The 26,129-nt window shown below is 68.5% G+C and carries 24 protein-coding genes; 14 read left to right on the plus strand and 10 right to left on the minus strand.

From position 1 onward, the window contains the following. Positions 1-112: 112 nt before the first annotated feature. Positions 113-1,318, minus strand: a complete 1,206-nt coding sequence (locus ACFVAV_RS01160; protein WP_379028271.1) for a DUF885 domain-containing protein — start codon at positions 1,316-1,318, stop codon at positions 113-115. Positions 1,319-1,518: 200 nt separating this feature from the next. Here ACFVAV_RS01160 and coaA point away from each other — a divergent pair, with 200 nt between their 5' ends. Beyond that, a complete protein-coding gene (gene coaA, locus ACFVAV_RS01165; protein ID WP_379028273.1) occupies positions 1,519-2,451 on the plus strand; it encodes a type I pantothenate kinase in 933 nt (310 codons plus the stop codon). Here the strand turns inward: coaA and ACFVAV_RS01170 are convergent, their stop codons facing one another. The 3 genes from ACFVAV_RS01170 to ACFVAV_RS01180 all read right to left on the minus strand — a co-directional run bounded on the left by ACFVAV_RS01170 (position 2,452) and on the right by ACFVAV_RS01180 (position 5,673). Beyond that, on the minus strand, positions 2,452-3,513 hold the full coding sequence (locus ACFVAV_RS01170; RefSeq protein WP_379028275.1) for a hypothetical protein: 1,062 nt from the start codon (positions 3,511-3,513) through the stop codon (positions 2,452-2,454). It lies immediately after the preceding gene. 117 nt (positions 3,514-3,630) lie between these two features. Further along, positions 3,631-4,749 (minus strand): hypothetical protein, encoded by a 1,119-nt coding sequence (locus ACFVAV_RS01175; RefSeq protein ID WP_379028277.1) that lies wholly within the window; start codon positions 4,747-4,749, stop codon positions 3,631-3,633. Positions 4,750-4,893: 144 nt separating this feature from the next. Next, entirely contained in the window at positions 4,894-5,673 is a 780-nt protein-coding gene (locus ACFVAV_RS01180; protein ID WP_379028279.1) for an isoprenyl transferase, read from the minus strand. Between the two features lie 290 nt (positions 5,674-5,963). On the opposite strand from ACFVAV_RS01180, the gene ACFVAV_RS01185 reads away from it, so the two are divergent. Then, complete coding sequence (locus ACFVAV_RS01185) at positions 5,964-6,653, plus strand: hemolysin III family protein (protein ID WP_379028281.1); 690 nt, start codon at positions 5,964-5,966, stop codon at positions 6,651-6,653. A 91-nt stretch (positions 6,654-6,744) separates the two neighbouring features. Next, positions 6,745-8,250, plus strand: a complete 1,506-nt coding sequence (locus ACFVAV_RS01190; protein WP_379028283.1) for an adenylate/guanylate cyclase domain-containing protein — start codon at positions 6,745-6,747, stop codon at positions 8,248-8,250. Positions 8,251-8,427: 177 nt separating this feature from the next. Here the strand turns inward: ACFVAV_RS01190 and ACFVAV_RS01195 are convergent, their stop codons facing one another. Further along, the gene (locus ACFVAV_RS01195) at positions 8,428-10,479 is read right to left on the minus strand and encodes a thioredoxin domain-containing protein (protein WP_379028285.1); all 2,052 of its coding nucleotides are present in this window, start codon (positions 10,477-10,479) and stop codon (positions 8,428-8,430) included. Positions 10,480-10,592: 113 nt separating this feature from the next. On the opposite strand from ACFVAV_RS01195, the gene ACFVAV_RS01200 reads away from it, so the two are divergent. Then, complete coding sequence (locus ACFVAV_RS01200) at positions 10,593-11,354, plus strand: helix-turn-helix domain-containing protein (protein WP_379029879.1); 762 nt, start codon at positions 10,593-10,595, stop codon at positions 11,352-11,354. On the opposite strand, the gene ACFVAV_RS01205 is transcribed toward ACFVAV_RS01200, so the two are convergent. Both ACFVAV_RS01205 and ACFVAV_RS01210 read right to left on the minus strand, forming a co-directional pair. Continuing rightward, complete coding sequence (locus tag ACFVAV_RS01205) at positions 11,328-12,443, minus strand: alkane 1-monooxygenase (protein WP_379028287.1); 1,116 nt, start codon at positions 12,441-12,443, stop codon at positions 11,328-11,330. The genes ACFVAV_RS01200 and ACFVAV_RS01205 overlap by 27 nt on opposite strands. Before the next feature lie 135 nt (positions 12,444-12,578). After that, the gene (locus ACFVAV_RS01210) at positions 12,579-13,892 is read right to left on the minus strand and encodes a lipase family protein (protein WP_379028289.1); all 1,314 of its coding nucleotides are present in this window, start codon (positions 13,890-13,892) and stop codon (positions 12,579-12,581) included. Between the two features lie 575 nt (positions 13,893-14,467). Between ACFVAV_RS01210 and ACFVAV_RS01215 the strand changes: the two genes are divergently transcribed. From ACFVAV_RS01215 to ACFVAV_RS01250, 8 genes are all read left to right on the plus strand, one after another. After that, the gene (locus tag ACFVAV_RS01215; RefSeq protein WP_379028291.1) at positions 14,468-15,682 is read left to right on the plus strand and encodes a transcriptional regulator; all 1,215 of its coding nucleotides are present in this window, start codon (positions 14,468-14,470) and stop codon (positions 15,680-15,682) included. An 87-nt stretch (positions 15,683-15,769) separates the two neighbouring features. Continuing rightward, complete coding sequence (gene adh / locus ACFVAV_RS01220) at positions 15,770-17,287, plus strand: aldehyde dehydrogenase (RefSeq protein ID WP_379028293.1); 1,518 nt, start codon at positions 15,770-15,772, stop codon at positions 17,285-17,287. Further along, positions 17,287-17,679, plus strand: a complete 393-nt coding sequence (locus ACFVAV_RS01225) for a DUF779 domain-containing protein (protein ID WP_379028295.1) — start codon at positions 17,287-17,289, stop codon at positions 17,677-17,679. Before adh ends, ACFVAV_RS01225 begins: the two co-directional genes overlap by 1 nt. A gap of 162 nt (positions 17,680-17,841) precedes the next feature. Then, a complete protein-coding gene (gene eat / locus ACFVAV_RS01230; RefSeq protein ID WP_379028297.1) occupies positions 17,842-19,269 on the plus strand; it encodes an ethanolamine permease in 1,428 nt (475 codons plus the stop codon). A gap of 47 nt (positions 19,270-19,316) precedes the next feature. Further along, positions 19,317-20,729 (plus strand): ethanolamine ammonia-lyase subunit EutB, encoded by a 1,413-nt coding sequence (locus ACFVAV_RS01235; protein ID WP_379028299.1) that lies wholly within the window; start codon positions 19,317-19,319, stop codon positions 20,727-20,729. 65 nt (positions 20,730-20,794) lie between these two features. Then, positions 20,795-21,622, plus strand: coding sequence for an ethanolamine ammonia-lyase subunit EutC (eutC, locus tag ACFVAV_RS01240; RefSeq protein ID WP_379028301.1), 828 nt, complete (start codon positions 20,795-20,797; stop codon positions 21,620-21,622). 69 nt (positions 21,623-21,691) lie between these two features. After that, the gene (locus tag ACFVAV_RS01245; protein ID WP_379028303.1) at positions 21,692-22,096 is read left to right on the plus strand and encodes an NUDIX domain-containing protein; all 405 of its coding nucleotides are present in this window, start codon (positions 21,692-21,694) and stop codon (positions 22,094-22,096) included. An 88-nt stretch (positions 22,097-22,184) separates the two neighbouring features. Beyond that, positions 22,185-22,388, plus strand: a complete 204-nt coding sequence (locus ACFVAV_RS01250) for a hypothetical protein (RefSeq protein ID WP_379028305.1) — start codon at positions 22,185-22,187, stop codon at positions 22,386-22,388. Here the strand turns inward: ACFVAV_RS01250 and ACFVAV_RS01255 are convergent. Both ACFVAV_RS01255 and mca read right to left on the minus strand, forming a co-directional pair. Beyond that, a complete protein-coding gene (locus tag ACFVAV_RS01255) occupies positions 22,385-22,645 on the minus strand; it encodes a hypothetical protein (RefSeq protein WP_379029881.1) in 261 nt (86 codons plus the stop codon). The genes ACFVAV_RS01250 and ACFVAV_RS01255 overlap by 4 nt on opposite strands. Continuing rightward, positions 22,645-23,505 (minus strand): mycothiol conjugate amidase Mca, encoded by an 861-nt coding sequence (gene mca, locus ACFVAV_RS01260; protein ID WP_379029883.1) that lies wholly within the window; start codon positions 23,503-23,505, stop codon positions 22,645-22,647. Before mca ends, ACFVAV_RS01255 begins: the two co-directional genes overlap by 1 nt. Positions 23,506-23,626: 121 nt before the next feature. On the opposite strand from mca, the gene ACFVAV_RS01265 reads away from it, so the two are divergent. Together ACFVAV_RS01265 and greA are read left to right on the plus strand one after the other, a co-directional pair. Then, the gene (locus tag ACFVAV_RS01265) at positions 23,627-24,085 is read left to right on the plus strand and encodes a DUF4307 domain-containing protein (protein WP_379028307.1); all 459 of its coding nucleotides are present in this window, start codon (positions 23,627-23,629) and stop codon (positions 24,083-24,085) included. Positions 24,086-24,392: 307 nt separating this feature from the next. After that, complete coding sequence (greA, locus tag ACFVAV_RS01270; RefSeq protein WP_379028309.1) at positions 24,393-24,884, plus strand: transcription elongation factor GreA; 492 nt, start codon at positions 24,393-24,395, stop codon at positions 24,882-24,884. A 95-nt stretch (positions 24,885-24,979) separates the two neighbouring features. Here the strand turns inward: greA and ACFVAV_RS01275 are convergent, their stop codons facing one another. Continuing rightward, on the minus strand, positions 24,980-26,122 hold the full coding sequence (locus ACFVAV_RS01275; protein WP_378856506.1) for a cystathionine gamma-synthase: 1,143 nt from the start codon (positions 26,120-26,122) through the stop codon (positions 24,980-24,982). Positions 26,123-26,129: the final 7 nt, after the last annotated feature.

Here is a 26,129-nt window from a genome sequence, read left to right on the forward strand (position 1 = left end):
CTTCAGTCTATGGGCCGCGCGCGGACGCCCGAGCACGGGGATAGCGCAACACCGGTGCGGCCGCCACCGGAGAGACGCAGCTCACAGCTGTTCTACCCCGGTGGCTGCGCCGTCATCCGATGGGCATCCGGCGGATCGCGCCCGGCGTGAGCGGCTCGTCGAGCAGCCGGCCGAACCGCTCGACCCGATCCTGCGCGTCGACGGCGTTGTCGAGCCAGCCGCCGAGCAGCCGATAGCCCTCCACGTAGGTGCTGATGTAGGCCCGCCACAGCGGCGAGGACAGGAAACGCAGCGACTGGCGCGCCCGCTCCGGCGTGGCCAGGCTCCAGCGCTGCAGGAACGCCGCCACCTCGTCGTCGCTGCGATGCTGATCGTGCAGCAGCAGTGCCGCGTCCTGCCGCACACTCAGCAGTTTCGCCGACGCGGTCGAGAAGCGTTCGGCCCGCTCACCGTCGAAACGCAGGCCGAGATCGGCATAGATCTCCTGCGCCCACGCACCCCAGCCCGGCCCGATGATGGACTGCAGGGCAAGATCGGCCAGCCCCTCGGCCATCAGGCACTGCGGGGTGTTGACCAGGAACAGCGTCTGCTCGTCCTCGCCCGCGGCGACCAGCCCGGCCTCCTTGCGGCAGTGCTCGGTGTGATGCCCGGGGTAGGCCTCGTGCGCGATCAGCGCGGGCAGGTGCCCCATGTGCTGCTTGAGGTCGGAGTTGATCGCGACCGTGGAGCGGAAATTGCCCAGGTAGTAGTTGAATCCGGACCACGGCTTGTCGCCGACGACCTCGTAGGTGACGGTCTCGTGGTCGGGCAGCGGATAGCGATCGCGGACCCGCTCGCGCAGCGCGCTGGAGAACGCCTCGACGCACACCGCCAGCCGCTCCGGCGGGATCTCGTCACCGCGCTTGTACGCGGCGGCGCGCTCGGCCAGCGGACCCTCGCCGCCGAGCACCTCGTCCATCAGGCGGTGGGCTTCGCGGTAGTCGTCGGGGTCGCCGGGGGCGATGTCGACGTCGAAATAGGCGCGGACCTCGTCGACGAACCCGATCTCCTCGCCGGCGAACTTGCGGGCGGAGCACTCCATCGCCACCAGGTGGGCGTCGAGGAATTCGGTGCGCCGCGCCGACAGACCAGCGTCGGCCAGGCCCGCGCGCAGGTCGACGGCCCGCTTCACCAGCTCGGCCGGATCGGGGACGGGCGCGTTCTCGACGTCGCGACGCAACTGCGGGTCGCCGGTGTAGGCGTCGACGAAGCCTTCTTCGAGCCGGTCGAAAGCCAGTCCGAGCCGCAGGTATTCAGTGACAAGTGGATGTGACCCCATAGTGCCCGACCTTACGGGGTGAATCGGAAAAGCGGGCCCTACCTCGGGGTTGTCGTTCGTTACCAGCCAGTAGCCAAACCCCCTGTTGCGCGTGGTCGGCCGGGACGGAGCACAATCGCGGCATGCGGTCAGAGTTATCCCGGATCTCACTGGACGGGCAGCCCAGCTGTGCGTGTGCGCTCGGACGGAGCGTCGGGTAGGTGGCACGGATGAGCGAGCCGAGCCCGTATGTGGAGTTCGACCGGAAGCAGTGGCGCACCCTGCGCAAGTCGACTCCGCTGGTCCTGACCGAGGAGGAACTGACCGGCCTGCGCGGTCTCGGCGAGCAGATCGACCTCGAGGAAGTCGCCGAGGTCTATCTGCCGCTCGCCCGTCTGATCCATCTCCAGGTGGCCGCGCGCCAGCGGCTGTTCGCCGCTACCGCGACCTTCCTCGGCGAGAAGCATCCGGACAAGCAGGTGCCGTTCGTGATCGGCGTCGCGGGCAGTGTCGCGGTCGGCAAGTCGACGACCGCGCGCGTCCTGCAGGCGCTGCTGGCCCGCTGGGACCACCATCCGCGAGTCGACCTGGTGACCACCGACGGATTCCTCTACCCCACCGCCGAACTCACCCGCCGCGGCATCATGCACCGCAAGGGTTTCCCGGAGAGCTACGATCGCCGCAAGCTGCTGCGCTTCGTCACCGAGGTGAAGTCCGGCGCCGAAGAGGCGTGCGCACCGGTGTATTCGCACGTCTCCTACGACATCGTGCCCGATGAGGCGCACTGTGTGCGTCAGCCCGACATTCTCATCGTCGAGGGCCTGAACGTGCTGCAGACCGGTCCGCGGTTGATGGTCTCGGACCTGTTCGACTTCTCCATCTATGTCGACGCCAGGATCGAGGACATCGAGAACTGGTACGTGCAGCGCTTTCTCGCGTTGCGCAAGACCGGCTTCGCCGAGCCCGACGCCCACTTCCACCACTACGCCGGGTTCAGTGACGAGCAGGCCACCGCGGCCGCGCGCGACATCTGGAACTCGACGAACCGGCCCAATCTGGTGGAGAACATCCTGCCGACCCGACCGCGCGCCACCCTGGTGCTGCGCAAGGACTCCGACCACACGATCAACCGGTTGCGGCTGCGCAAGCTCTGATCAGTGGGGTAATCGCACTTCGATCACGTTGTGCAACACCGGTTTACCGTCGATGTACAGGTCGCCGGTGATGGCGCCGAACGGCGCCGCCTGACCGGTGTGGCGCAGCTCGAGCGCGATCGGCGTGGTGACGACGCGCAGCACCGGGTCGGCGCCTGCCTGCGTCCAGCCGTCGCGGTGGCGCCACACCGTCGACGAGACGAGCGTCTGCGGTTCGGCGCGATCCCAGACCAGCCGGGTCAGCACGATATCCGTGCCGTCGCTACGGATGTCGGCGATCGAGCTGCACGACGGGAACGGCGGTCCGGCGGAATCGACCGTCCCGTCGACGAGATCGAGGCGGTGGACCGAGGCGGTGCCGCAGGCGACGTTGTCGCGGCTGTAGCCCGCGATGGCGACCGACCGCCCATCGGGTGCGATCACCGCCTGCCGGAACACGGTATTCACCTCGGCGATCCGGCCGAACTGGTGCACCGCACCGGAATTCAGGTCGACGACATACAGGTGATTGATGCCCCAGTTGGCGCCGGGGATGGACTCGATCCGCGTGAACACGGCCCGATTCCGGTCCAGCGCGATCAGCTCGGTGCCGGTGAGCGTGGCGCCCTCGCCCAGCGGATCACGCGGGGCGGGCAGCGAGATCGACCGCAGCACAACGGGATCGGCAGTGCGCAGGTCGGCCTGCATGATCACGCCGTCGCCCCACCAGCCGATCACCGCGTCGTGCAGCGGGAACACCCGGGTGCAGCGGCAGTCGACGCGGCCCGAGGACACCAGCAGTTCCGCGGTCTCCATCGCCGTCACCACGCCGTCGCCGTCGATCGCGTAGGCGAGTGAATTGTCCTGGCTGAAGCCGATTTCCCGGTAGTCGCCGACCCGGTCGCCGCGCATGCCGGACGCGTCGGCCACGCCCATCCCGGTCGTCGTGCGCACCGCGTACATCTGCGTCGACAACGGCGCCGCCGTCACGATCTGCGGCCCCTGCGGCAGTGCGGTCCCGCAGCCCGCTCCGAGTAACCCGATCGCCGCCGCGACGACCATCCGCATCCCATTGCTTCGCATCACTACCTCCGGCGCTCCCCCATCGGCGCCGCCTCCACAGCACCGATCGACCGGGCACGCGCCCGGTGCCGAGGTATACGGCCCGCACCGCGCGGTGGTTCGATCGCCGCGGTGGAGCTACCCGTTCGTGGCCGCAGGCGCGCCCAGGGAGACGACCTGCGTGGCGAGTTCCGTCCGCGCGCCGCCCTTCTCGACGACCAGCACCCCGTGCGGGGTGTCGCGCATGTCGGTCGGATCACCGGCGACCACCTGGACGACGGACTCCTGCGCGCGCGGCAGCATGTCGACCACCGGGTACTCACCGACCGGCGCCCATCCCTGCGCCGCCGATTGCAACCGGTCGACCGCGCTGGGCGCGCCCGCCATATCGGCCCATCTCCGGGTGGCGACGGTGATCGTGCCTTCACCGCCCCAGCGCGGGCTGTAGGCCGCCGAACACTCGCCCGGCAACGCGGGCAGTTCCTGGACGGCATTGGTGCGGGCGTCGATGGTCGCGACGTGCCCGGTGCCGCAGGCGGCGCTGCGGGCGGTCACGCCGGCGAGGACGAAGGTGTGGCCGTCGGGTCCGGCGGCGGCCGAGAGGTGGGCGTCGACGCCGGGTACGCGGCCCAGCGGCAGGACTGCATCGGCGCCGATCGCGTAGAGGTGGTTCTTCTCCCACCACAGACCGCGCGACTCGACCCTGGCCAGCAGCACATAGTCGGCGGTGGCCGCGACCAGCCTGGCGCCGTCCCAGCTGCCGCCCGAGAGCGGGCTCGGCGAATCCGGCAGCACCACATCCTGTTCGGGCGCGGCGGGCGCGGTGCCCGACAGATCCAGGGTCATGATCTGCCCCGGTTCCCGCCACCAGGCCACCACCGCGCCACGCAAAGCCACCGCGTCGGTGCAGTCGCACTCCGTCCGCGACACCGAACCGTCGCGCACGCTCAACGCCACCAGCGTCTTCGAGCTCGTCTCCACCGAGAACGCGAACTGCCCGTCCCTGGTGAAACCGACAGCGGCCGAGGAGTACCCGAAACTGCCCGGCGCGCGCACCGTCCCCGCGCCACGCACGACCGCCAGCTCACCGGCGGTGCGGTACGCGAACACCGAACCCGCAGCATCCCGCTGTTCGGTCGGCGTGATCTGCGGCAGCGCCGTCCCGTCGGCACCGCACCCCGCGAGCAGCAGGGCGACACTCGACACCACCCCGATCGCCGCGAACCGGCTGGGACCTGGCTTCCTCGCAACTCCCACAGCACACCCCTGCACGTGTCGTCGGGCCTTGTCTCGCGCAGCCTAGCCCGCACCGGGCCTGGATCGGGGCGACTCTCCTACAACTTCCACGCCGCGTCGATAACCACCCGCAGCGGATCCGCGGTGCGCGCGGTCCCGGTGACGTCAAACGCCGAAACGGCGGTGCCGCGCGGCGTAATCCCGTAGTGCGCGCAAGAAGTCGACCCGCCGGAACTCCGGCCAGTACGCCTCGGTGAACCAGATCTCCGAATAGGCGCTCTGCCACAACAGAAAACCCGAAAGTCGCTGCTCACCAGAGGTTCTGATGACCAGATCGGGGTCGGGCTGACCCGAGGTGTAGAGGTGCTGGCCGATCGCGTCGACGGTGATCGACTGCACCAGATCCTCGCCCGACTCACCCGCGGCGATCTCCTGACGCACCAGCGAACGCACCGCGTCGGTGATCTCCTGGCGCCCGCCATAGCCCACCGCGACATTCACGTGCACGCCGTCGCGCCCGCTCGTGCGCTCGGCGGCCACCCGCAGCCGCTTCGCGATCAGCTCGGGGAAACCCGCCAGCGAGCCGACGATCCGCACGCTCCAGTTCTGCTCCGGCGCCGACAGTTCCTCCACCACATCGGTGATGACCTCGAACAGCGTCTCCAGCTCTTCCGGATCGCGGCGCAGATTCTCCGTCGACAACAGATAGACGGTGACCATCTCGATGCCCTCGTCGGCACACCAGCCGACGAGTTCGGCGATCTTCAGCGCGCCGACCCGATGACCATGGCTGACATCGGTGAAGCCGTTCTCGCGCGCCCAGCGGCGATTGCCGTCGCACATCACCGCGACATGGCGAGGATGCTGCTTGTCGGCCAGCTGCTTGGACAGTCTGGCTTCGTAGATGCGGTACGGCAGACCACGCACCCGAGCGAGAAACTCCACCCCCGCACCCTACGCTCCCCCGCCTCCCCGGGACTTTGGCCGGTCCTAGGGAGGAAACGCGTCGTGCATCGGGCATGCGGTGATGGGCGGGGTGGGTTGGAGGTGGGTGGGGAGTTACCCATGTTCTTGCGAGATCAGGGGGCTCGTTCTCGCAAGAACATGGTTGGGGAGTTATCCGTGTTCTCGCGAGATCAGGGGCTGGTTGTGGTGTGGTTGTGGGCACGTTTGGTGTGGTGGGGGCTGGTTCTGACGTAGCCTGGGCGGTAACTTACGGTAGCGTAGGTTCAGGCATGGGAGGTTTCGTGGAGGCTGTTGCCGTGGGGGTCGGGGAGCCGGGTGTGCTGGGGAAGCCGCGGTTCCGGGGGTGGATTCATACGTGGGCGGTGGGGATTGCCGCCGTGGGGGTGGCGGCGCTCGTGGTGTTCGGGTTTCGGGAGTCGGCTACCGCGGGGTGGTCGACGCTCGTCTATGGGGTGGCGGTGTGCGCGCTGTTCGGGATCAGTGCGGTGTATCACCGGGTGACCTGGCAGAGCGTGCGGACCAGGGTGCAGATGAAGCGGGCGGATCACTCGATGATCTTTCTGTTCATCGCGGGCAGTTACACGCCGTTCGCGCTGCTCGGGTTGCCCGGGTCGACCGGGCGGATCCTGCTGATCGTGGTGTGGGCGGGGGCGCTGGCCGGGGTGGCGTTGAAGCTGCTGTGGCCGACCGCGCCGCGCTGGGTGGGGGTGCCGCTGTATCTGCTGCTGGGGTGGGCGATCGTGCCCGTCGCATCGGAACTGCTGCGCAATGTGGGGGTTTTGCCGCTGGTGCTGCTCGCGGTGGGCGGCGTGATCTACAGCGCGGGGGCGATCCTCTACGCGACGAAATGGCCGAATCCATGGCCGGCGCACTTCGGGCATCACGAGTTCTTCCACGCTGCGACGGTGGTCGCGGCGCTGTTTCACTACGTCGCGATCTGGCTGGTCGTGCTCGGCTGAACGGCGAGTGCACGCGGCGGGCGCAGACCGGCCTTCTATGCTCGATATTCGTGTCACCCGTCAGCGCAGCTCGTGATACCCGGGCGTCTCGGTGCTCCGGGTTCTGGCGCGCGCGATGAACGGGCTGGTCCGCTGGGCGCTGCGCAGCTACTGGGGGCTGGGGCTGGTCGTCATCACCGCCAACCTGGTCGGGCTCGGCGCTATCTTCCTCGTCGCCTGGGCGGACGGGGTGTTCAGCCGGGTCGGGCCGAACTGGCGGGAAGCGGCCTGGCTGCTCGCCATCTACCCGGCGTTCGCCGTGGCCATCGGCATCGGGCTGGCCATCTACGACCGGCGCCGATACCTGCGCTGGCTCGACGACGGGCGCAAACCGACGCCGGAGGAAGCGCGCCGCCTGATCGCGCTGCCCGCGGTGATCACCGTGCGCGCGATCGTGCTGTGGATCCCTGGCATCGCCCTGACTGTGTGGCTGGTCGACCGGTTCACCGACTACGACAACGACGCGGTGGTAATCGCCGGATTCGCGCTCGGCGCCCTGGAATCGGCGGGCGCGACCTACCTGATCCTCGACCGGCTGATCCGTCCCGCCGTCCCGATCATCGCGGCGGTGCTCGGGCCCACCGTGCATCCGAGTTCCACCGTGCTCGTGCGCGTGCTCGTCACCTGGGCGGTGTCGAGCGCGCTGCCGGGGCTGATCATCATCGTCGTGCTCAGCGACCCGGACACCCCGGCGGAGGACCGGGTGCGCGCCGCCTGGATCTTCACGATCGTCGCCCTCGCCGTCGGCGCGCTCGCCACCGCACTGCTCGCCCGCTCGGTCGCCACCCCGATGCGCACGATGTACCTGGCGCTGGACCGGATCACCCGCGGCGAACTCGACGTGCGGGTGCCCGTCGGCAGCGCCAGCGAGATCGGGCGGCTCGAACACTCCGTCAACGAACTGGCCGCGACCCTGCAGGACCAGGCGCACACCGAGGACGTGTTCGGCAGGCATGTCGGCTCGACGGTGGCCGAACGCGCGCTGTCGGGCAGCACCGATCTGACCGGTGACGTGCGGATCGTGTCGGCGCTGTTCGTCGACGTGACCGGGTCGGTGCAGCTGTCGGCCGAGATGGCGCCGGAACAGTTCGTGCACAAGCTCAACCGGCTGCTCGCGACCGTGGTCGCCGCCACCGAGGACAACGGCGGCCTGGTCAACAAGTTCGCCGGCGACGCCGCGCTGTGCATCTTCGGCGCACCGTCGGCCCTGCACGACAACGCCACTCCCGCGCTGCGGGCCGCCCGCCGCATCCGCGACGAAGTGGTCGCCACCGGCGAACTCGACGTCGGCATCGGCGTGGCACGCGGTCAGGTGTTCGCCGGCGATGTCGGCGCCGACACCCGCCTCGAGTTCACCGTCATCGGCGACGCGGTGAACGAGGCGGCCCGGCTCACCGCCATGGCCAAGGAAGCGCCACAGCGGATCCTGGTCAGCGATCCGGTCCTGCAGGCCGCCACACCCCACGAGCGCGCGCACTGGAAGCGATATAAGGACCTCCGGCTGCGCGGCATCCCCGGCCGCACGCGGACCTGGACCGATATCCCACCTGGTCGGTGAACCTGTTTCGAAGTCCGCCGACCGCGCTGAGCATTCACGAACCGCTCCGATGGTCCCCACGGCGACCCGATCGGCGGGATGGTGAACGTTCAGCGCGGTGGTCGATGGGATCGTGGGCGGCGACTCGGCTCGTGGGGCGACGAACGCAGAAGCCGGTCCACTACGTCGAGACAGGACCTAGGCGCGGAGCGCGTCGGTCAACGCCGCGGGGTCGGTGACCGGGAGGTCGCAGACCGAGCCGCGGCACACGTAGGCGGCCGGGCCACCGTTGACCAGCGGGCGGTCGGCCAGCAGCGGCGCGGTGTCGGGTGGGCCCGCGAGGACGATCGAGCCGCCGGGCGCCCCGGTGCGGGCGGCGGCGAGGAGTTCGGTAGCAGCGGAGGACTTCTCGGTGGCGGTGATCGCCACCTGGATGGGCCCGCGGGCCGAGGCCTCGGCGACCGCCAGCCAGTGGCCCGCGGAGCGTGGGGCGCGGGCCAGCAGGACCGCGCCGCGGCCGAGGGTGTGGTCGGCGAGTTCGCGGTAGCGGACAGCGCGTTCGGGGTCGGCGACGGCGGAGGCGGTCAGCAGGGCTTCGGCGAGGGCCGAGGTGCCGGACGGGGTGGCGCCGTCGACCGGGTCGCGGGGGCGGGCCACCAGGGTTTCGGCGTCGTCGGCGGTGTCGAACCAGCTGCCGGGGCGTTCGGGGTCGGCGAAATGCTCGATCGCGCTGTCCAGCAACACCTGCGCGGCCGCGAGCCAGTCGGCTTCGCCGGTCGCCTGGTAGAGGGCGAGCAGGCCGGTGGTGAGCCAGGCGTAGTCCTCGAGGACACCGGGTGGCGTGCCCGCGACACCGTCGAGCGAGGCGCGACGCACCCTGCCGTCGACCAGATGGACATCGAGCAGGAACCGCGCGCAGCGCACCGCGGCCGCCACCCAGGACGGTTCCTCCAGTGCCGCACCGGCTTCGGCGAGCGCGGTGATCGCCATGCCGTTCCACGCGGTGACGACCTTGTCGTCGCGGCCGGGCTGCGGGCGCTGCGCGCGGAGCTCGAGCATCCGCGTGCGCAGCCGGTCGAAGCGAGTCGACTGCTCGGCGTCGACGGGGTCGCTGCGGCGGGTGAGCACCGAGGTGCCCTGTTCGAAGTTGCCCCCTGTGGTGACGCCGAAAGCCTCTGCGGCCCAGACACCGTCGAGCGGTCCGAGGTCGCCGATCAGCTCCGACGGCGTCCACACATAGGTGGCGCCCTCGACGCCGGGACCACCCGGCTCGAGCTGGGTGTCGGCGTCGAGCGCGGAGGCGAACGCGCCGTCCGCCGTGCCGAGGTCGGCGAGCAGGAATTCGACCGTCTCGCGAGTCACGCGGTGCGGCAACGACTCCAGGGGCGTGGCGGGCGAGCGGCGGGCGAGATGGGCGTATGCGCGCAGCAGCAGGGCGTTGTCGTAGAGCATCTTCTCGAAGTGCGGGATCAGCCAGCCCGCGTCGACGGAGTAGCGGGAGAAGCCGCCGCGCAGCTGGTCGTAGATGCCGCCGCGGGCCATCGCCTCGGCCGTGCGCTCCACCAGATCGAACACCGCCTGATCACCGGTGCGTTCCCAGTGCCGCAGCAGGCCTTCCAGCGTCGCCGACGGCGGGAACTTCGGCGCACCGCCGAAACCGCCGTGCTCGCGGTCCTCGTCCGCGGCGATCGCGCGCACCGCGGTGTCGAGAAGATCGGGGACGACGGCGAATTCGGCATCGGGCAACCCGGTCGCCTGCGCCCGCAGCGCCTCGGTGACCTGCTCGGCCGCCTGATCCACGTCCGCCCGCCGGTTGCGCCAGGTGTCGGTGATCGCGCTGAGCAACTGGGTGAACGACGGCATCCCGCCACGCGGCTGCTTCGGGTAGTAGGTGCCGCAGTAGAACGGCGCGCCGTCCGGGGTGAGGAAGCACGTCATCGGCCACCCGCCCTGCCCGGTCATGGCGACGGTGGCGTTCATGTACACCGCGTCCAGATCGGGCCGCTCCTCCCGATCGACCTTCACACAGACGAATCCCGCGTTCATCTGCTCGGCCGTCGCCGCGTCCTCGAACGACTCGTGCGCCATCACATGACACCAGTGACACGACGCGTACCCGATCGAGAGCAGGATCGGCACATCCCGTTTCGCCGCCTCGGCCAGCGCCTCGGCACCCCACTCCTGCCAATGGACGGGGTTGTCGGCGTGTTGACGCAGATAGGGCGAGGTTGCACCGGCCAATCGGTTCACGGTTCCACCCTGCCACAACCGGCGGGCACGCAAAGCGACCCACACGGTCCGCACTGCCGAGACGCGTAGGACGGCAGGCCAGGTGGCAGGCCGATACCCTGGTAAGGGTGCGTATGGATCGGACACCGACGGCGTGGGTCCGCCCTGGTCACATCGGCTACGTCGGACCCGACCTCGGCGTCGACCCGCATGCCCCTTCGGTCGCGATGCTCACCGTCGGGCTGGATGGGCCGCTGGTCCTGCACACCCCACACGGGCCCGTCCGCACGAGCAGTTCCTTCGCGCCTGCCCGCACGGCACACCGCATCGTCGCCACCCAGGGATGGATCCTGGCGCTGTTCGTCGACCCCTCGGGTGCGCCGGCCACCTTGATTGCCGACGAGATGACCGCCGCCGCAGGCGCTTTCGGATTGCACCATCGCCGCGAGCGCGACCTCGTCGAGCTGTGCCGCGCGCCCGTCGTCGATCCGGACCGCATCTACGCCCGAGCCGTCGCGGGCGCGAGCCCCGTCACCGATCCACGCATCGCGAAGCTGGCCGCCGCGATCCGCGACGAGCCTGCCCATGCCCTGCGCGCCGACCACGTCGCCGCGAACATGGGCCTGTCGACCGGCCATTTTCTGCACCTGTTCGCGCGGCACTGCGGCACCACATTCCGCGGCTATCAGCGGTGGAACCGGATGATCTCGGCGGTCAGCAGCGCGGTGGCCGGCCACGATCTCACCCGATCCGCGCTCGACGCAGGCTTCGCGACCCCGTCCCATTTCAGCGAGTCCTTCCGCGACATGATCGGCTTGTCCGCCACCACGATGCTGCGCGCCGGAATCCAGTTCGACCTCGGACCCGCGTCACCTGCGCTTGCTGTTGACCAGTGACAGATCTCCGCCGTAGTGAGCCAGGACCCGCTTGTCCATGACCGCGCGCCACAGCGGAGGCACCGTGGCCAGCACGACCATGGTGGCGTAACCGGCGGGCAGTTGCGGTGCTTGCTCGCAGCTGCGCAGGGTCTGGTAGCGGCGGCTGGGATTGGCGTGATGGTCGCTGTGCCGCTGGAGATGGAACAGGAAGACATTGGTGACCAGGTGATCGCTGTTCCAGCTGTCCCGCGGCGAGCACCGGGCATAGCTGCCGTCGGCGCGGCGACCGCGCAACAAACCGTAGTGCTCGATATAGTTCACCGTCTCGAGTAGCCCGGCGCCCATGACGGCCTGCAGGACCAGGTACGGGATGATCGCGGGCCCGAAGACCGCGACCATCGCCGCGAACAACACCGCGCTCATCGACCACGCCTGCAGGATCTGGTTGTCGCGACACCACCAGCGTTTTCCTGTGCGTGCCAGCCTTTCTCGTTCCAAGGCGAGGGCGGAGCGCAGGCCGCCGAGCGCGCTGCGCGGCAGGAACTCCCAGAGGGGCTCGCCGAATCGCGCGCTGGCCGGGTCTTCCGGCGTCGCGACGCGGACGTGGTGGCCGCGATTGTGCTCGACGAAGAAATGTCCGTACCCGGATTGCGCCAGGGCGATTTTCGCCAGCCGGCGTTCCAGATGCTCGGCCCGGTGGCCGAGTTCATGGGCGGCATTGATGCCGATGCCGGAAACGACGCCCATTGTCACGGCGAGCCCCAGCTTGTCGACGACGCTCAGTTCGCTACCGGCCCAGAAATATCCCGCGATAACCAGGCTGACGAACTGGATCGGCAGGAAAAGGTAAGTGCACCAGCGGTAGTAACGATCGTCGGACAGTGCCTCGTAATCCTCGTCGAGTGGGTTGCTCCCATCGCGCCCGATCGTCAGGTCCAGCAGCGGAATCGCCACGAACACGATCATCGGGCCGATCCACCAGAACAACGCCAGCCCCGAGAGAGCCACTAATTGCGAGGGGAACAGCGCGCAAGCCGGGGCGATCAGACCCAGAAGCCAGAGATAACGTTTAGGGTCGCTGACGCTTGTGTGCTCGAAGACTGCCATCGGAACAAACAGCACCCATCGGATTTGTGATCGCGGAAAACGACCGCGCCGAAGGCACGATCGTGGTGGTCGTCGGCCACCGGCGCGGGCCGGTCCGCGGGCGAACCCGGGCCGGAACACGCCGGTGTGCCGCGACTAGGGAAGGGCTGCGCAGTTGGTCGGCGCGGGCTTGTCCGCCAGCCGATCGATCATCCAGTTCTGCGATGCATCGAGCGCAGGGAAGAACGACAGCACGTGGGTGCCCGCGATGCCGGTCAGCGGTGGAATCTGGGCGTTGGAATCCAGCTGAACCTGCACACCACCGCCGCACCAACCGGCGGCCATGTCACGGATGGGCACGTACGGCGCGCCCTCGTCGTTGCGAGCCGAGGAGATGAGCACCGGGATCGACGGGGTGAGGGTGCCGACGCGCTGTTCGTCGAACACCGCCTTCAGCTCGGGAGACCGGTCGATCAGCGCGGTGAGCGGCTCGCCACTGACGGTCCACTGGGAGGTTTGCCCATGATTCTGGGCCATCCCGGTGGGGACCGCGCACTTGACCGCGGAGTCGTTCAGGATCGCCTTGCCCGTGTCGTTGAGTTCGGTGTCCAGGACCGCGCGAACCTCCGGGTAGCCGGCGGCCATGCCGTTGAGTATCCAGGCGAAGGCCGGTGCCACGGAGGAGCGACCGTCGTTGAACCCGATGAAGAACTGGTCGTCGACGACCGGGCCGCCGATATAGGCGCCGCGCACGTTCAGATCCGGTGCGTAGCTGGGCTGCAACTCGGCGGCGCCCGCGGAGGCCATACCGCCCTGCGAGTAGCCGTAGAGGAAAACGGGCGAGTCGGGGTTCATGCCCGCGGCCGGCAACTGGAGGGCCGCGCGGGCGGCATCCAGCACCGCGTGGGCCTGCTCTTTCCGGTTGAGGAAGCCGTGCACGTCGGGCGTGCCGAGGCCTTGGTAGTCGGTCATCACGACCGCCATGCCGCGGGCCAGCAGCGAGTACAGCGCCACGACGTCGTACTCGAAGATCATGTTGACCGGCGGCTCGAACTGGACGAGTTCCGCGAGCAGCTTCGAGGGCGCGCACTGATCGCCCTGCCCCTTCGTGCCGCCCGCGTAGGCGACCAGTGGGCGCGGGCCCGGGCCGGTCCACGGCTGTGACGGCTCCAGATACGTACCCGTCACCGCGGTCTGACCGCCATGGGTATTACTGCTGACGTACATCATCCGCGTGGATTCCGCGGGGATCGTGCCGGTCTGGCCCGGAGCCGACAGCGCCAGGCGCGACGGTTCGGTTCGAACGATGGTGCCCGGTCCGCCCGGAAGCGGAACAGGTGGCAGATAGAAATCAGCGCCCTGGACCTCGGCGGCCGGTTCGGTCCAAGCTTGCGGAGCGCAGACCGCGCCGCCTGCGACCACCAGGGTGCAGGCCAACACGGTGGTCAAGCTGCGTGCTCGACTCCTCACGATTCGATCCTCCTACGATTTCGGGAAACCCTTGACGTCGAGAAAACCGGATACAGCATCGAGATTCGGTACAGAGAGTAGCCGCGGGTTAACACAACTGGGTAACAGGGTGCCGATTTCGCACCGGTGTCGGCGGGAATTGACCGAATTACCCGCGCACGACCGGCCGCGCACGTACTCCCGGAAACCGGGCATAAGCCACGAAAGGTCTTGTACCAAACCATAAGCGGTGAGGAATCGAGCGCATTCCGACCACGCCCGGCCGCCGCCTGAATCCATATATCTGTAACCCGGAATCACGTGTCGCTCTCGCATGGTGGTCAGCGGCCCGAAGTTTCACATATTTGACCGATCGGTCGAGGTGGTCGTTCGCATCGAAACCTAGCTCACACCAAGCATTTCAGCCACATACCGGCTTTGATCGCCCATCGGGCGCCACATGGACTCCCTATATCTAGAATGATCGGTCAATATCCATGCGACCGCCGTCGAAACCGCTGCTCAGCGGGCAGGGGTGGGGCATGATGAAGGGCCACCCTCGTCGTGCAATCGAACAGGAAGACGCGAACCGGCTCATGGCATCGCAGCTGACGCTCTCGGCACAGCGCGCCGCGCTGGAGCGCGAGTGGGCGCAGTGGGTGCCCGCGGGCGAGTCGGCGCTCGGGCGTAGTTCGGCGGTGCGGACCGAGGTGGCGCAGTCGTGGTTGCGGTCGTTGCGGACGGTGGACCCGGGGCGGGATTGCGCGCCGGAGAGCGAGACCGACGACATCGGACCGCGGTGGGCGGAATCGCCGTTGCGCGGGCCGGTCACCGAACTGAGCGATCAGCTGCACAGCGTCGCCGACGACGCCGGGTACGTCGCCGCGGTCACCGACGCCTCGGGCACGATTCTGTGGACCTACGGCGGGCCGGTCATGCGCAGGCGTGCCGAGCAGGTGAACTTCGCGCCGGGTGGCCGCTGGGACGAGGCGCACATGGGCACCAATGCCCTCTCCCTCGCCCTGCGCACCGATCAGCCGCACACCGTCTTCTCGGCCGAGCACCTGGTCGCCGCCCTGCACGGCTGGGTCTGCTACTGCGCGCCGATCCGCGCCGCCGACGGCACCCTGCTCGGCGTGCTCGACCTGTCGACCACCTGGAAGCGCTCGCACCCGCTGGCCATGGCGACCGTGCGCACCATGACCAGCGCCATCGAGTCCAAGCTGCACGCGGCGATGCCCGCGCCGGCGGGCATGCGGCTGACCTGCCTGGGCGCGGGCCGGTTGATGCGCGACGGCACCCCGATCCGCCTGCGCCCGCGCCAGCTCGAGATCCTCACCCTGCTCGCCCTCGACGACGACGGCTACAGCCACGAACGCCTGCACTACGCCGTCTACGGCGATCGCGCGGTCGGCGCGAGCACCCTGAAATCGGAGATGTCGTACCTGCGCCGCGCCACCGGCGGCGACATCACCAGCCGCGTCTACCGCTTCACCACCGCCCTGTCCTGCGACGCCGTCGACGTCCTGCGCGCGCTCGAAGCGGGCGACCTCGACACCGCCGTCCGGCTGTATCGCGGCCCGCTGCTCCCGGATTCGGACACGCCGGGCATCAGCGAGTGGCGCGACTATCTCGAGGTCGCCATGCGCAATGCGGTGCTGTCGAGCCCCGACGCCAACCACGCGCTGACCTACGGCGAATCCGCGCCCGACGACATCGCGGTGCACGAACACGCCCTGGCGCTGCTGCCCCCGCGCGACGCGCGCCGGGCGGTCGCCACGGCCAGGCGGCACAGCGCTCTTCGCGCCTGATCGGTCCGGCTTCAACGTTTCATCAACCCTGGCAGCGGATAGTGATGGGCGTCACGCTTCACCGGAATCAGCGAGGAGCCTCCGCACATGATCTACGCCAAGCCGGGCACCGAGGGCAGCATCGTCAGCTACGCACCGCGGTACGACAATTTCATCGACGGCAAGTGGGTTCCGCCCGTCGAGGGCAGGTACTTCGAGAACACCTCCCCGGTGGACGGCCAGCCGTTCTGCGAGATCGCCCGCTCGACCGCCGCCGACATCGAGCTGGCCCTCGACGCCGCCCACCGCGCGGCCGACGCCTGGGGTGAGACCTCGGCGGCCGAGCGCGCCAACATCCTGAACAAGATCGCCGACCGGATCGAGGCCAATCTCGAGGCCCTCGCCGTCGCCGAGACCTGGGACAACGGCAAGCCCGTCCGCGAGACCCTGGCCGCCGATCTCCCCCTCGCGATCGACCACTTCCGCTACTTCGCCGGCGTGCTGCGCGCGCAGGAAGGCGGGATCAGCGAGATCGACAAGGACACCATCGCCTACCACTTCCACGAGCCGCTCGGCGTGGTCGCGCAGATCATCCCGTGGAACTTCCCGATCCTGATGGCGACCTGGAAGCTGGCGCCCGCGCTCGCGGCGGGCAATGCCGTGGTGCTCAAGCCCGCCGAGCAGACCCCGGCCTCGATCATGAAGGTCGTCGAGCTCGTCGCGGATCTGCTGCCGCCGGGTGTGCTCAACGTGGTCAACGGTTTCGGCGTCGAGGCGGGCAAGCCACTGGCGTCGAGCCCGCGGGTGGCCAAGGTCGCCTTCACCGGTGAGACCACCACCGGCCGGCTGATCATGCAGTACGCCAGCGAGAACATCATCCCGGTGACGCTGGAGCTGGGCGGCAAGAGCCCCAACATCTTCCTGCCCGACGTGCTGGCCGCCGACGACGACTTCCTCGACAAGGCCATCGAGGGCTTCGTGATGTTCGCGCTCAACCAGGGCGAGATCTGCACCTGTCCGTCGCGCGCGCTGATCGCCTCCTCGATCTACGACGAGTTCATGGCGCGCTGCGTGGAGCGCACCAAGGCGATCGTCAGCGGCAACCCGCTCGACGAGGCCACCATGATCGGCGCGCAGGCCAGCAACGACCAGTTCGAGAAAATCCTGTCCTACATCGACATCGGCAAGAAGGAGGGCGCCGAGGTACTCACCGGCGGTGCGGTCCGCAGCGTCGACGGACTGTCGGACGGCTTCTACATCGAGCCGACGATCTTCAAGGGCAGCAACGACATGCGCGTGTTCCAGGAGGAGATCTTCGGCCCGGTCGTCGCGGTGACCACCTTCGACTCCACCGAGGAGGCGCTGAAGATCGCCAACGACACCCTCTACGGTCTCGGCGCCGGTGTGTGGACGCGCGACATGAACACCGCCTACCGGCTCGGCCGCGGCATCAAGGCGGGCCGGGTGTGGACCAACTGCTACCACGCCTACCCGGCGCACGCGGCGTTCGGCGGCTACAAGAAGTCCGGCATCGGCCGCGAGAACCACAAGATGATGCTCGAGCACTACCAGCAGACCAAGAACCTGCTGGTCAGCTACTCGCCGCAGAAGCTCGGCTTCTTCTGATGGTGCGGCGCGTCGACCTCACCGAACAGGCGGCGACGCTGCTGCGGGAACTGGCCGGGCAACACGGCCCGGTCATGTTCCATCAGTCCGGCGGCTGCTGCGACGGCAGCTCCCCGATGTGCTACCCGCGCGGTGAATTCCGCGTGGGTGCCTCGGATGTGCTGCTGGGCCATCTACCGGGCGACACCCCGTTCTGGATGAGTGCCGACCAGTTCGCGTACTGGAAACACACCCATCTCACCGTCGACGTGGTGCCCGGCCGGGGCAGCGGCTTCTCGCTGGAAGCCCCCGAGGGCGTGCGGTTCCTGATCCGTTCACGCCTGCTCACCGACGACGAGGTGGCCGAGCTGGAATCCCAGCCGCCGCCCACCGGTGACACCGTTCAACAGTGATGTGAAACACGCGCTATCACATCGTTTTCGCAGGTCGGCGGCGCTCGATACGCGCCGCTGACCTGTGGGATCCACGGCTGTAACAGTCGTCAACCATTCTTCAACCCTCGACGATCATCGTTGCCGTCGCACGCGCTTGCTTGTTGATGAGGAGCTACCCCTGTGAGTACCGACGCGATTCCCGCCACGGGTGCGGACACGTCCACCGACGACTATCTCGCCAAACGCACCCTGCGCTCCGGCTCGGCAGGCTGGGTGCTGCTGGCGGGTCTGGGCGTGAGCTATGTGATCTCCGGTGACTACTCCGGCTGGAATTTCGGTCTCGCCGAGGGTGGTTTCGGTGGTCTGCTGATCGCGGCGATCGTCATCGCGGGCATGTACCTGGCCATGGTCCTGGGTATGGCCGAGCTGTCCTCGGCGCTGCCCGCGGCCGGTGGCGGCTACACCTTCGCCCGGCGTGCGCTCGGCCCGTGGGGCGGATTCGCCACCGGGACGGCGGTTCTCATCGAATACGCGATCGCGCCCGCCGCCATCGCCACCTTCATCGGCGCCTATGTGGAGTCGCTGAACCTGTTCGGGATCACCGACGGGTGGTGGGTGTATCTAGCGGTGTACGCGCTGTTCATCGGCATCCATCTGGGTGGTGCGGGTGAGGCGCTCAAGGCGATGTTCGTGATCACCGCGATCGCGCTGGTCGGTCTGGTCGTCTTCGCGATCGCCGCGGTGGGCAGGTTCGATGTCGCGAATCTGACCGATATCGCTGTGGATTCGACCGCGACCGGCTCCTCGTCTTTTCTGCCGTTCGGGTACATGGGCATCTGGGCCGCGATCCCGTTCGCCATCTGGTTCTTCCTCGCCGTCGAGGGCGTGCCGCTGGCCGCCGAGGAGGCGAGCGAGCCGGAGAAGAACGTGCCCAAGGGCATCATCGTGGCGATGCTGCTGCTGGTGGTCACCGGTGCGGTGGTGCTGGTCCTGGTGACCGGTGCGCTCGGCGCGCAGGACGCCTCTGCCTCGGGCAACCCGCTCGTGGAGGCGCTCGGTGACAGCCCGGCGGCCAAGGTGGTCAACTACATCGGCCTCGCCGGTCTGATCGCGAGCTTCTTCTCCATCGTCTACGCCTACTCGCGCCAGACCTTCGCGCTCTCCCGCGCCGGCTACCTGCCGACCAGCCTGTCGGTGACCAACTCCCGCAAGGCGCCGGTGCTGGCGCTGATCGTGCCCGGCATCATCGGCTTCGCCCTCTCACTCACCGGTGAAGGCGCGATGCTGCTGAACATGGCCGTGTTCGGCGCGGCACTGAGCTACGTGCTGATGATGGTGAGCCACATCGTGCTTCGGGTCCGCGAGCCGAACATGCCGCGGCCGTACCGCACGCCCGGCGGCATCGCCACCACGTCGTTCGCGCTGGTCATCGCGGCGGCGTCGGTGGCGGCGACCTTCCTCGTCGACCAGAAGGCGGCGCTGTTCACCCTCGGTGTGTTCTGCGCCTTCATGGCCTACTTCGGCCTCTACAGTCGCAAACGTCTGGTCGCCAAGTCCCCCGACGAGGAGTTCGCGGCGCTGGCCAAGGCAGAACAAGAGCTGGAGTAACGCGCTCACCGACCGACCACCGAATCCGCGAAAGGAGGCGGCACCCGATGACCGTGTACCGCAGCTCTGTCGGCGCCACGACCTACACCTTCGACGGTCTGGTAGATCTCCTGGCCAAGGCGACGCCCGAACGCAGTGGCGATCAGCTGGCCGGCTGCGCCGCCGCGACCGATGCCGAACGGGCGGCCGCGCAGTGGGCACTGGCCGACGTACCGCTGACCACCTTCCTCAGCGAGGTGGTGGTGCCGTACGAGACCGACGAGGTCACCCGGCTGATCATCGACAGCCACGATCGGACCGCCTTCGCCCCGATCGCGCACCTCACCGTCGGCGGGTTGCGGGACTGGCTGCTCACGGTCGCCGCCACCGACGACGCGGCGGCGACGCTGGCCGCGGTGTCGCCCGGGCTGACGCCGGAGATGGTGGCCGCGGTCAGCAAGATCATGCGCAATCAGGATCTGATCGCCGTCGCCAAGGCGACCGTGGTGACCGCGGGCTTCCGCACCACCATCGGCCTGCCCGGGCGGTTGAGCACCCGCCTGCAACCCAACCATCCGACCGACGATCCGCGCGGGATCGCGGCCGCCACCCTCGACGGACTCCTGCTCGGCTGCGGTGACGCGGTGATCGGTATCAACCCGGCCACCGACTCACCCCAGGCGACCGCCGATCTGCTGCACCTGCTCGACGAGGTCCGCCTGCGCTTCGACATTCCGACCCAGTCGTGCGTGCTCTCCCACGTCACCACGACCATCGGGCTGATCGAGGCGGGCGCGCCGGTGGACCTGGTGTTCCAGTCGGTGGCGGGCACCGAGGGCGCGAATGCCGGTTTCGGCGTGAACCTCTCGCTGCTGCGCGAGGGCAACGAGGCCGGGCGCTCACTCGGGCGCGGCACTGTCGGCGACAACGTGATGTATCTGGAGACCGGACAGGGTTCGGCGTTGAGCGCGAATGCCCATCTGGGCGTGGGTGATCGGCCGGTCGACCAGCAGACCCTCGAAGCGCGCGCCTACGCCGTCGCGCGGGATCTGCAACCGCTGCTGATCAATACGGTGGTCGGGTTCATCGGGCCCGAGTATCTCTTCGACGGCAAGCAGATCATCCGCGCCGGGCTCGAGGACCACTTCTGTGGCAAGCTGCTCGGGCTGCCGATGGGCGTGGACGTCTGCTACACCAACCACGCCGAGGCCGACCAGGACGACATGGACACCCTGCTCACGCTGCTGGGTGCGGCGGGCTGCGCCTTCGTCATCGCGGTGCCGGGCGCCGACGATGTGATGCTGGGCTACCAGAGCCTGAGTTTCCACGACGCGCTCTACGCGCGGCAGGTGCTGAACCTGCGCCCCGCACCGGAATTCGAGGCGTGGCTGTCCGGGCTCGGCATGCTCGACGCCAACGGCCGGATACGACAGGTGGAACCGCTGTCGTCACCGCTGCGCGCCCTGGCGGCGAACCGATGAAATCCACTGCGAAGAAGCCGGTTCCGCGCATCGTGGGATCGAACACCGAGCGGAGAGGAAGTGCAGTGGGCGAGCCGACATCGAGCGGGCGTGCGGCAGCGAGTTCCGACGATGCTGTGGCGCAGGAGTTCTGGCGAGATCTGCGACGCAACACCCAGGCCAGGATCGGGCTCGGGCGCACCGGCGACGCCCTGCCGACCACCGAGATCCTCGAGCTGCGGGCCGCCCATGCCGCCGCCCGGGACGCGGTGCACGTCCCGCTGGAAGTCGACATCTTCGCCGAACAGATCGCGAGTATGGGTCTGGGCGACCCGGTGACGGTGACCAGCATGGCCGCCGACCGCTCGGAGTACCTGCGCCGGCCCGATCTCGGCAGGCTGCCCGCCGACCTGTCCGGCATCGAGAACCACAGTGCCGATATCGGTTTCGTGCTCGCCGACGGACTGTCCCCGCGTGCGCTCACCGACCACGGCGCCGGCCTGCTCACCGCACTGGCCGACGAACTCACCGATCGCTACACCCTGGCTCCACCGGTGATCGCCACCCAGGCGCGCGTCGCCCTGGGCGATCACATCGCCGAGGCCATGGGTGTGCGGACGGTGCTGGTGATCATCGGGGAACGCCCAGGCCTCTCGGTCGCCGACAGTCTGGGCATCTATCTCACCCACCTCCCCCGCCCCGGCCGCGCCGACGCCGAACGCAACTGCATCTCCAACATCCACCCGCCCGACGGCCTCACCTACGCCGACGCCGCCCGCGTGGTGGCCGGTCTGGTCGCGGGCGCGCGCACGCTCGGCCGCTCGGGCGTCGACCTCAAGGACACCTCGCGCATCGACACGCTCACCAGCTCCGAAACCCGCACCATCGCACCGCTGGAGGCGCCCGCGCCGTGAGCTGACCCAGACACCAGGGCGACGCGCAGCCGGTTCGATGTGAGCCGGAGCCGATCGCTCCATAGAGTGATGCCCATGATCCGCACCGCCGCCCTCGCCCATGTCCGCGACCGCAGGCTGATCCAGACGCGCCCGGAAGGCAAGGAGGTCTTCTACATGGCGGGCGGCAAGATCGATCCGGGCGAAACACCCTTACAGGCACTACACCGCGAGATCGAGGAAGAACTCGGCGTCGGCCTGTCCGGCGTCGCCGAACTCGGCATCTTCGAGGCCGAAGCGTTCGGCCACGGCCGCAACACCGGCCTGCACATGACCTGTTTCCTCGCCGACTTCACCGGCGAACCCCACGCCACCGGCGAAATCGCCGAATTCCGCTACTTCACCGTCAGCGAATACGCCGCCATGGAACACGTAGCCCCCGGCTCCATGATGGTCTTCCGCCGCCTCCACGAACTCGACCTCATCGACTGGTAGGAACCCGGCCCACCGACAGCTCGGTCGCGTAGTCCACGTCAACGGGTTTCGGCGAAACGTTGTGTGGCGGTGTCACGATCACTCTCTTGTGACGGGGACAGAGTTGCACAACACCGAGCTATCCGTGGCCGAGCGCCGGGCCGCGCTGCGCAGGCTCGTCGTCATCTTCGGGTTGATGAACAAGATGATCGAGCTGAGCGCGGCCGGCGCGCCGCGGCAGCTGGCCGAGCACGCGGCCGTCGCCAGGGATCTGGTCGGCGAGCTGGTGACCGATATCGCCCGGCTGCCCTAGTCGGTTTTCGGGGCCTTCGGGGTGCCGTCGCCGGGTTCCGGGTCGATGGCGCCTGGCTCGGTGCCCTCGTCGGCCTTCTGGTCCGGTTCCGGGTGCTCGGGCTCGAACGTCTCGGGCAGGCCCTTGAGGTGCTTGTTCATCGAGCGGACGAGCAGCACGGTGCCGGCCAGCAGGATCAGGATGACCAGCAGGCCGAGCGGCGACGCCTTGCCGAACTCGGGTCCGGTCGGGGTGTTCTGAGCGAGGTAGACCAACATCACCGGTCGACGTCCTCGATACCGGCGAACAGGTCGGTCTCCGGGATGGCGGTACTCACCCTCGTCTTGGCCAATTCGAACTCCTCGGTCGGCCAGAGCCGCTGCTGCATCTCCAACGGGATCGCGAAGAACGCCCCGTTCGGATCGATCTGGGTCGCGTGCGCGCGCAGGGCGTCGTCACGCTGGGGGAAGTATTTCGAGCATTCGATCTGGGTGGTGACCCGGTTCCAGGCGGCGCCGCGTTTGAACTGATGCATCCGGTCCAGCCACTCCTGCAGCGGGAACGGTTCGCCGATGCGCTCATACTCCTCGGCGAAGGTCTCCAGGCGCTTCGTACTGAAGCCGTGGTCGTAGTACAGCTTCAGCGGCGTCCACGGTGCGCCCGCCTCGGGGAACTTCGCCGGATCGCCCGCCGTCTCGTAGGCGGCCATCGATACCTCGTGGCACCGGATGTGATCCGGGTGCGGGTAACCGCCGTTCTCGTCGTAGGTGGTGATCACGTGCGGCTTGAAATCGCGCACGAGCCGCACCAGCGCCTCGGTGGACTCCTCCAGCGGCACCAGCGCGAAGCAGCCCTCGGGCAACGGCGGTAGCGGGTCGCCCTCGGGCAGGCCGGAGTCGACGAAGCCGAGCCAGTGCTGGCGCACGCCGAGCGCGTGGGCGGCCGCGGCCATCTCCTCGCGCCGGACCTCCTCGATCCGGTCCAGGACACCGGGGGTGTCCATGGCCGGGTTGAGGATGCTGCCGCGTTCACCACCGGTCAACGTCACGACCAGGACGTCGACGCCCTCGGCCGCGTACCTGGCCATGGTCGCGGCGCCCTTGCTCGATTCGTCGTCGGGGTGGGCGTGCACCGCCATGAGGCGAAGGCCACTCACGTCTCGTTCACCATCGCTCTCGCTCGCGGGTGTCAGAACTTCGTTCCCTATAGTTCCATCCGACCCCCCGTTTGTTCCGACCACCCCCGGGAGCGAGAAACCGATGACCGAGCCCGCACCGGACTCCGCGGCGACCTCGGCCGCCGCAGCAGCGCGACACGCCGATCGATACGGCCGGAAACCCCCGGTGCGTCGGCGGTGGCTCCTGGTCGTGCTCGGCGTCGGAGTGCTGGTCGCAGGCCTCGGCGTCGCCTATCTGGGGTTCCAGAAGTACGGCCCGAAGGCGATCGAGACCGAGCAGCTCGGCTACGTGGTCGACGACGACTCGACGCTCACGGTGCGGATGAAGGTGACCAGAGACTCACCGCAGCAGGCCGTCGTCTGCTTCGTCCGGGCGATGGACCGCGACGGCGCCGAGGTCGGCAGGCGTGAGGTTCTGGTCCCCGGTTCGGACTCCACCAGCGTCCAGGTGACGACCACGGTCAAGTCCTCGGCACGCGCCTCGGCGGGCGATATCTATGGCTGCACCGAGCAGGTACCGGGCTATCTGCGGGTGGAATAGCAGCCTCGCCCATTGGACGCTGCCCGGCGGAGCCGTCCGCAGACCTGCGCATGGCCGCAGCGAATGCGGAGGTACGCCTAGCCTGACCTGCATATTTATGGGACATGCTAAAATGGCCTGATACACGGTTCCGGGGCTCGGAGCCGTGTTTGCTGCATTGGCGGCCAGCGGTGCTGTTAGCGGGTTACGGGTTCACCCCCAGGATCGCTCCAGCCGTCGGGCTGGTGCATGCCCTCCCGCCGGAGGGCACCGCACTGGTTTCAGGGAATCCCGGTGCGCCGGGAACAACTACTAGGGAGTGATCGAGATGACCGAGAATGTGACCTGGCTTACCCAGGAGTCGCACGACAGGCTCCAGGGCGAGTTGAACTCGCTCATTGCCAACCGTCCGGTCATTGCCGCCGAGATCAACGAGCGCCGCGAAGAGGGCGATCTCAAGGAGAACGGCGGCTACCACGCCGCGCGCGAGGAGCAGGGCCAGCAGGAGGCGCGCATCCGCCAGCTGCAGGAGCTGCTGAACAACGCGAAGGTCGGCGTCGCCCCCACCAAGTCCGGTGTGGCGCTCCCGGGCTCGGTCGTCACCGTCTACTACGACGGCGACTCCGACGACACCGAGACCTTCCTCATCGCGACCCGCGAAGAGGGCCTCGGCGCGACCAACCTCGAGACCTACTCGCCGAATTCGCCCCTGGGCGGCGCGCTGATCGACGCCAAGGTGGGCGAGACCCGCGAGTACACGCTGCCCAACGGCAACACCATGAAGGTGACCCTGGTCAGCGCGGAGCCGTACCACGGCTGAGCGGGGCCCCGCCGAGCCCACAGAGCCTGAACCCGAACGCAAGCGGCCGCATCCGAACATCGGATGCGGCCGCTTCGTCATCTACGGGGTCCCTGTCAGCTCAGCGCCTGCTCGACATCGGCGAGAAGATCGCTGATGTCTTCGATACCGACCGACAGCCGGACCAGGTCGGCGGGAACCTCCAGCGCCGAACCCTCGGTGCTGGCGTGGGTCATCGCGCCCGGGTGCTCGATCAGCGACTCGATCCCGCCGAGCGACTCGGCCAGGGTGAAGATCCGGGTGCGCGAGCAGAACTTCAGCGCCGCCTCCCGGCCACCGGCCAGGCGCACCGAGATCATGCCGCCGCTGCGGCGCATCTGCTTCTGCGCGATCTCGTACCCGGGATGGGTGGGCAGGCCCGGGTAGATGACCTGCGAGATGGCCGGGTGGTTGGTGAGGAACTCCGCGATCACCTCGGCGTTGTCGCAGTGCTTCTCCATCCGCACGGCCAGCGTCTTGATGCCACGCAGGGTGAGGAAGGCGTCGAACGGGCCGGGGACAGCGCCTGCGCCGTTCTGCAGGAACGCGAACGCGGTGTCGAGCTCCTTGCTGTTGGTGATCAGCGCGCCGCCGACGACGTCGGAGTGACCGCCCAGGTACTTGGTGGTCGAGTGCACGACGATGTCGGCGCCGAGCAGCAGCGGCTGCTGCAGGTACGGGGTGGCGAAGGTGTTGTCGACGACCAGCTTGGCGTCGGCCGCGTGCGCGATATCGGCCAGCCCGGGGATGTCACCGATGCTCAGCAGCGGGTTGGTCGGGGTCTCGACCCACACCAGCTTGGTGTTGGGGCGGATGGCCGCGCGCACCTCGTCGAGGTTCGCGATGTGGGCGGGTGAGTGCTCGATCCCCCACTGGCTGAAGACCTTGTCGATGAGCCGGAAGGTGCCGCCGTAGGCGTCGTCGGGGATGACGATGTGGTCGCCGGGACGCAGAGTGGCGCGCAGTGCGCAGTCGGTCGCCGCCATGCCAGAGGCGAAGGCCCGTGCGAAGCTGCCCGATTCGAGGGCGGCGAGGTTGGCTTCCAGTGCCGTGCGCGTCGGGTTGCCGGTGCGGGCGTATTCGTAGCCGCCGCGCATGCCGCCGACGCCGTCCTGGGCGAAGGTGGAGCTCGCGTAGATGGGCACATTGACCGCACCGGTCTGAGGATCGGGTTCATATCCGGCGTGGATGGCCCTGGTCGAGAATCCCAGCTCACTCATGAGCTCA

Source organism: Nocardia sp. NPDC057663 (genome assembly GCF_042799895.1).
Classification (GTDB): Bacteria; Actinomycetota; Actinomycetes; order Mycobacteriales; family Mycobacteriaceae; genus Nocardia.

Coding starts and splice junctions, on each gene's coding strand:
- ACFVAV_RS01160 (WP_379028271.1), bottom strand. CDS start 1,318: ATGGGGTCACATCCACTTGTCACTGAATACCTGCGGCTCGGACTGGCT.
- ACFVAV_RS01170 (WP_379028275.1), bottom strand. CDS start 3,513: ATGCGAAGCAATGGGATGCGGATGGTCGTCGCGGCGGCGATCGGGTTA.
- ACFVAV_RS01185 (WP_379028281.1), top strand. CDS start 5,964: ATGGGAGGTTTCGTGGAGGCTGTTGCCGTGGGGGTCGGGGAGCCGGGT.
- ACFVAV_RS01200 (WP_379029879.1), top strand. CDS start 10,593: ATGGATCGGACACCGACGGCGTGGGTCCGCCCTGGTCACATCGGCTAC.
- ACFVAV_RS01205 (WP_379028287.1), bottom strand. CDS start 12,443: ATGGCAGTCTTCGAGCACACAAGCGTCAGCGACCCTAAACGTTATCTC.
- ACFVAV_RS01215 (WP_379028291.1), top strand. CDS start 14,468: ATGGCATCGCAGCTGACGCTCTCGGCACAGCGCGCCGCGCTGGAGCGC.
- adh (WP_379028293.1), top strand. CDS start 15,770: ATGATCTACGCCAAGCCGGGCACCGAGGGCAGCATCGTCAGCTACGCA.
- ACFVAV_RS01225 (WP_379028295.1), top strand. CDS start 17,287: ATGGTGCGGCGCGTCGACCTCACCGAACAGGCGGCGACGCTGCTGCGG.
- ACFVAV_RS01235 (WP_379028299.1), top strand. CDS start 19,317: ATGACCGTGTACCGCAGCTCTGTCGGCGCCACGACCTACACCTTCGAC.
- ACFVAV_RS01245 (WP_379028303.1), top strand. CDS start 21,692: ATGCCCATGATCCGCACCGCCGCCCTCGCCCATGTCCGCGACCGCAGG.
- ACFVAV_RS01255 (WP_379029881.1), bottom strand. CDS start 22,645: ATGTTGGTCTACCTCGCTCAGAACACCCCGACCGGACCCGAGTTCGGC.
- mca (WP_379029883.1), bottom strand. CDS start 23,505: ATGGCGGTGCACGCCCACCCCGACGACGAATCGAGCAAGGGCGCCGCG.
- ACFVAV_RS01265 (WP_379028307.1), top strand. CDS start 23,627: ATGACCGAGCCCGCACCGGACTCCGCGGCGACCTCGGCCGCCGCAGCA.
- greA (WP_379028309.1), top strand. CDS start 24,393: ATGACCGAGAATGTGACCTGGCTTACCCAGGAGTCGCACGACAGGCTC.
- ACFVAV_RS01275 (WP_378856506.1), bottom strand. CDS start 26,122: ATGAGTGAGCTGGGATTCTCGACCAGGGCCATCCACGCCGGATATGAA.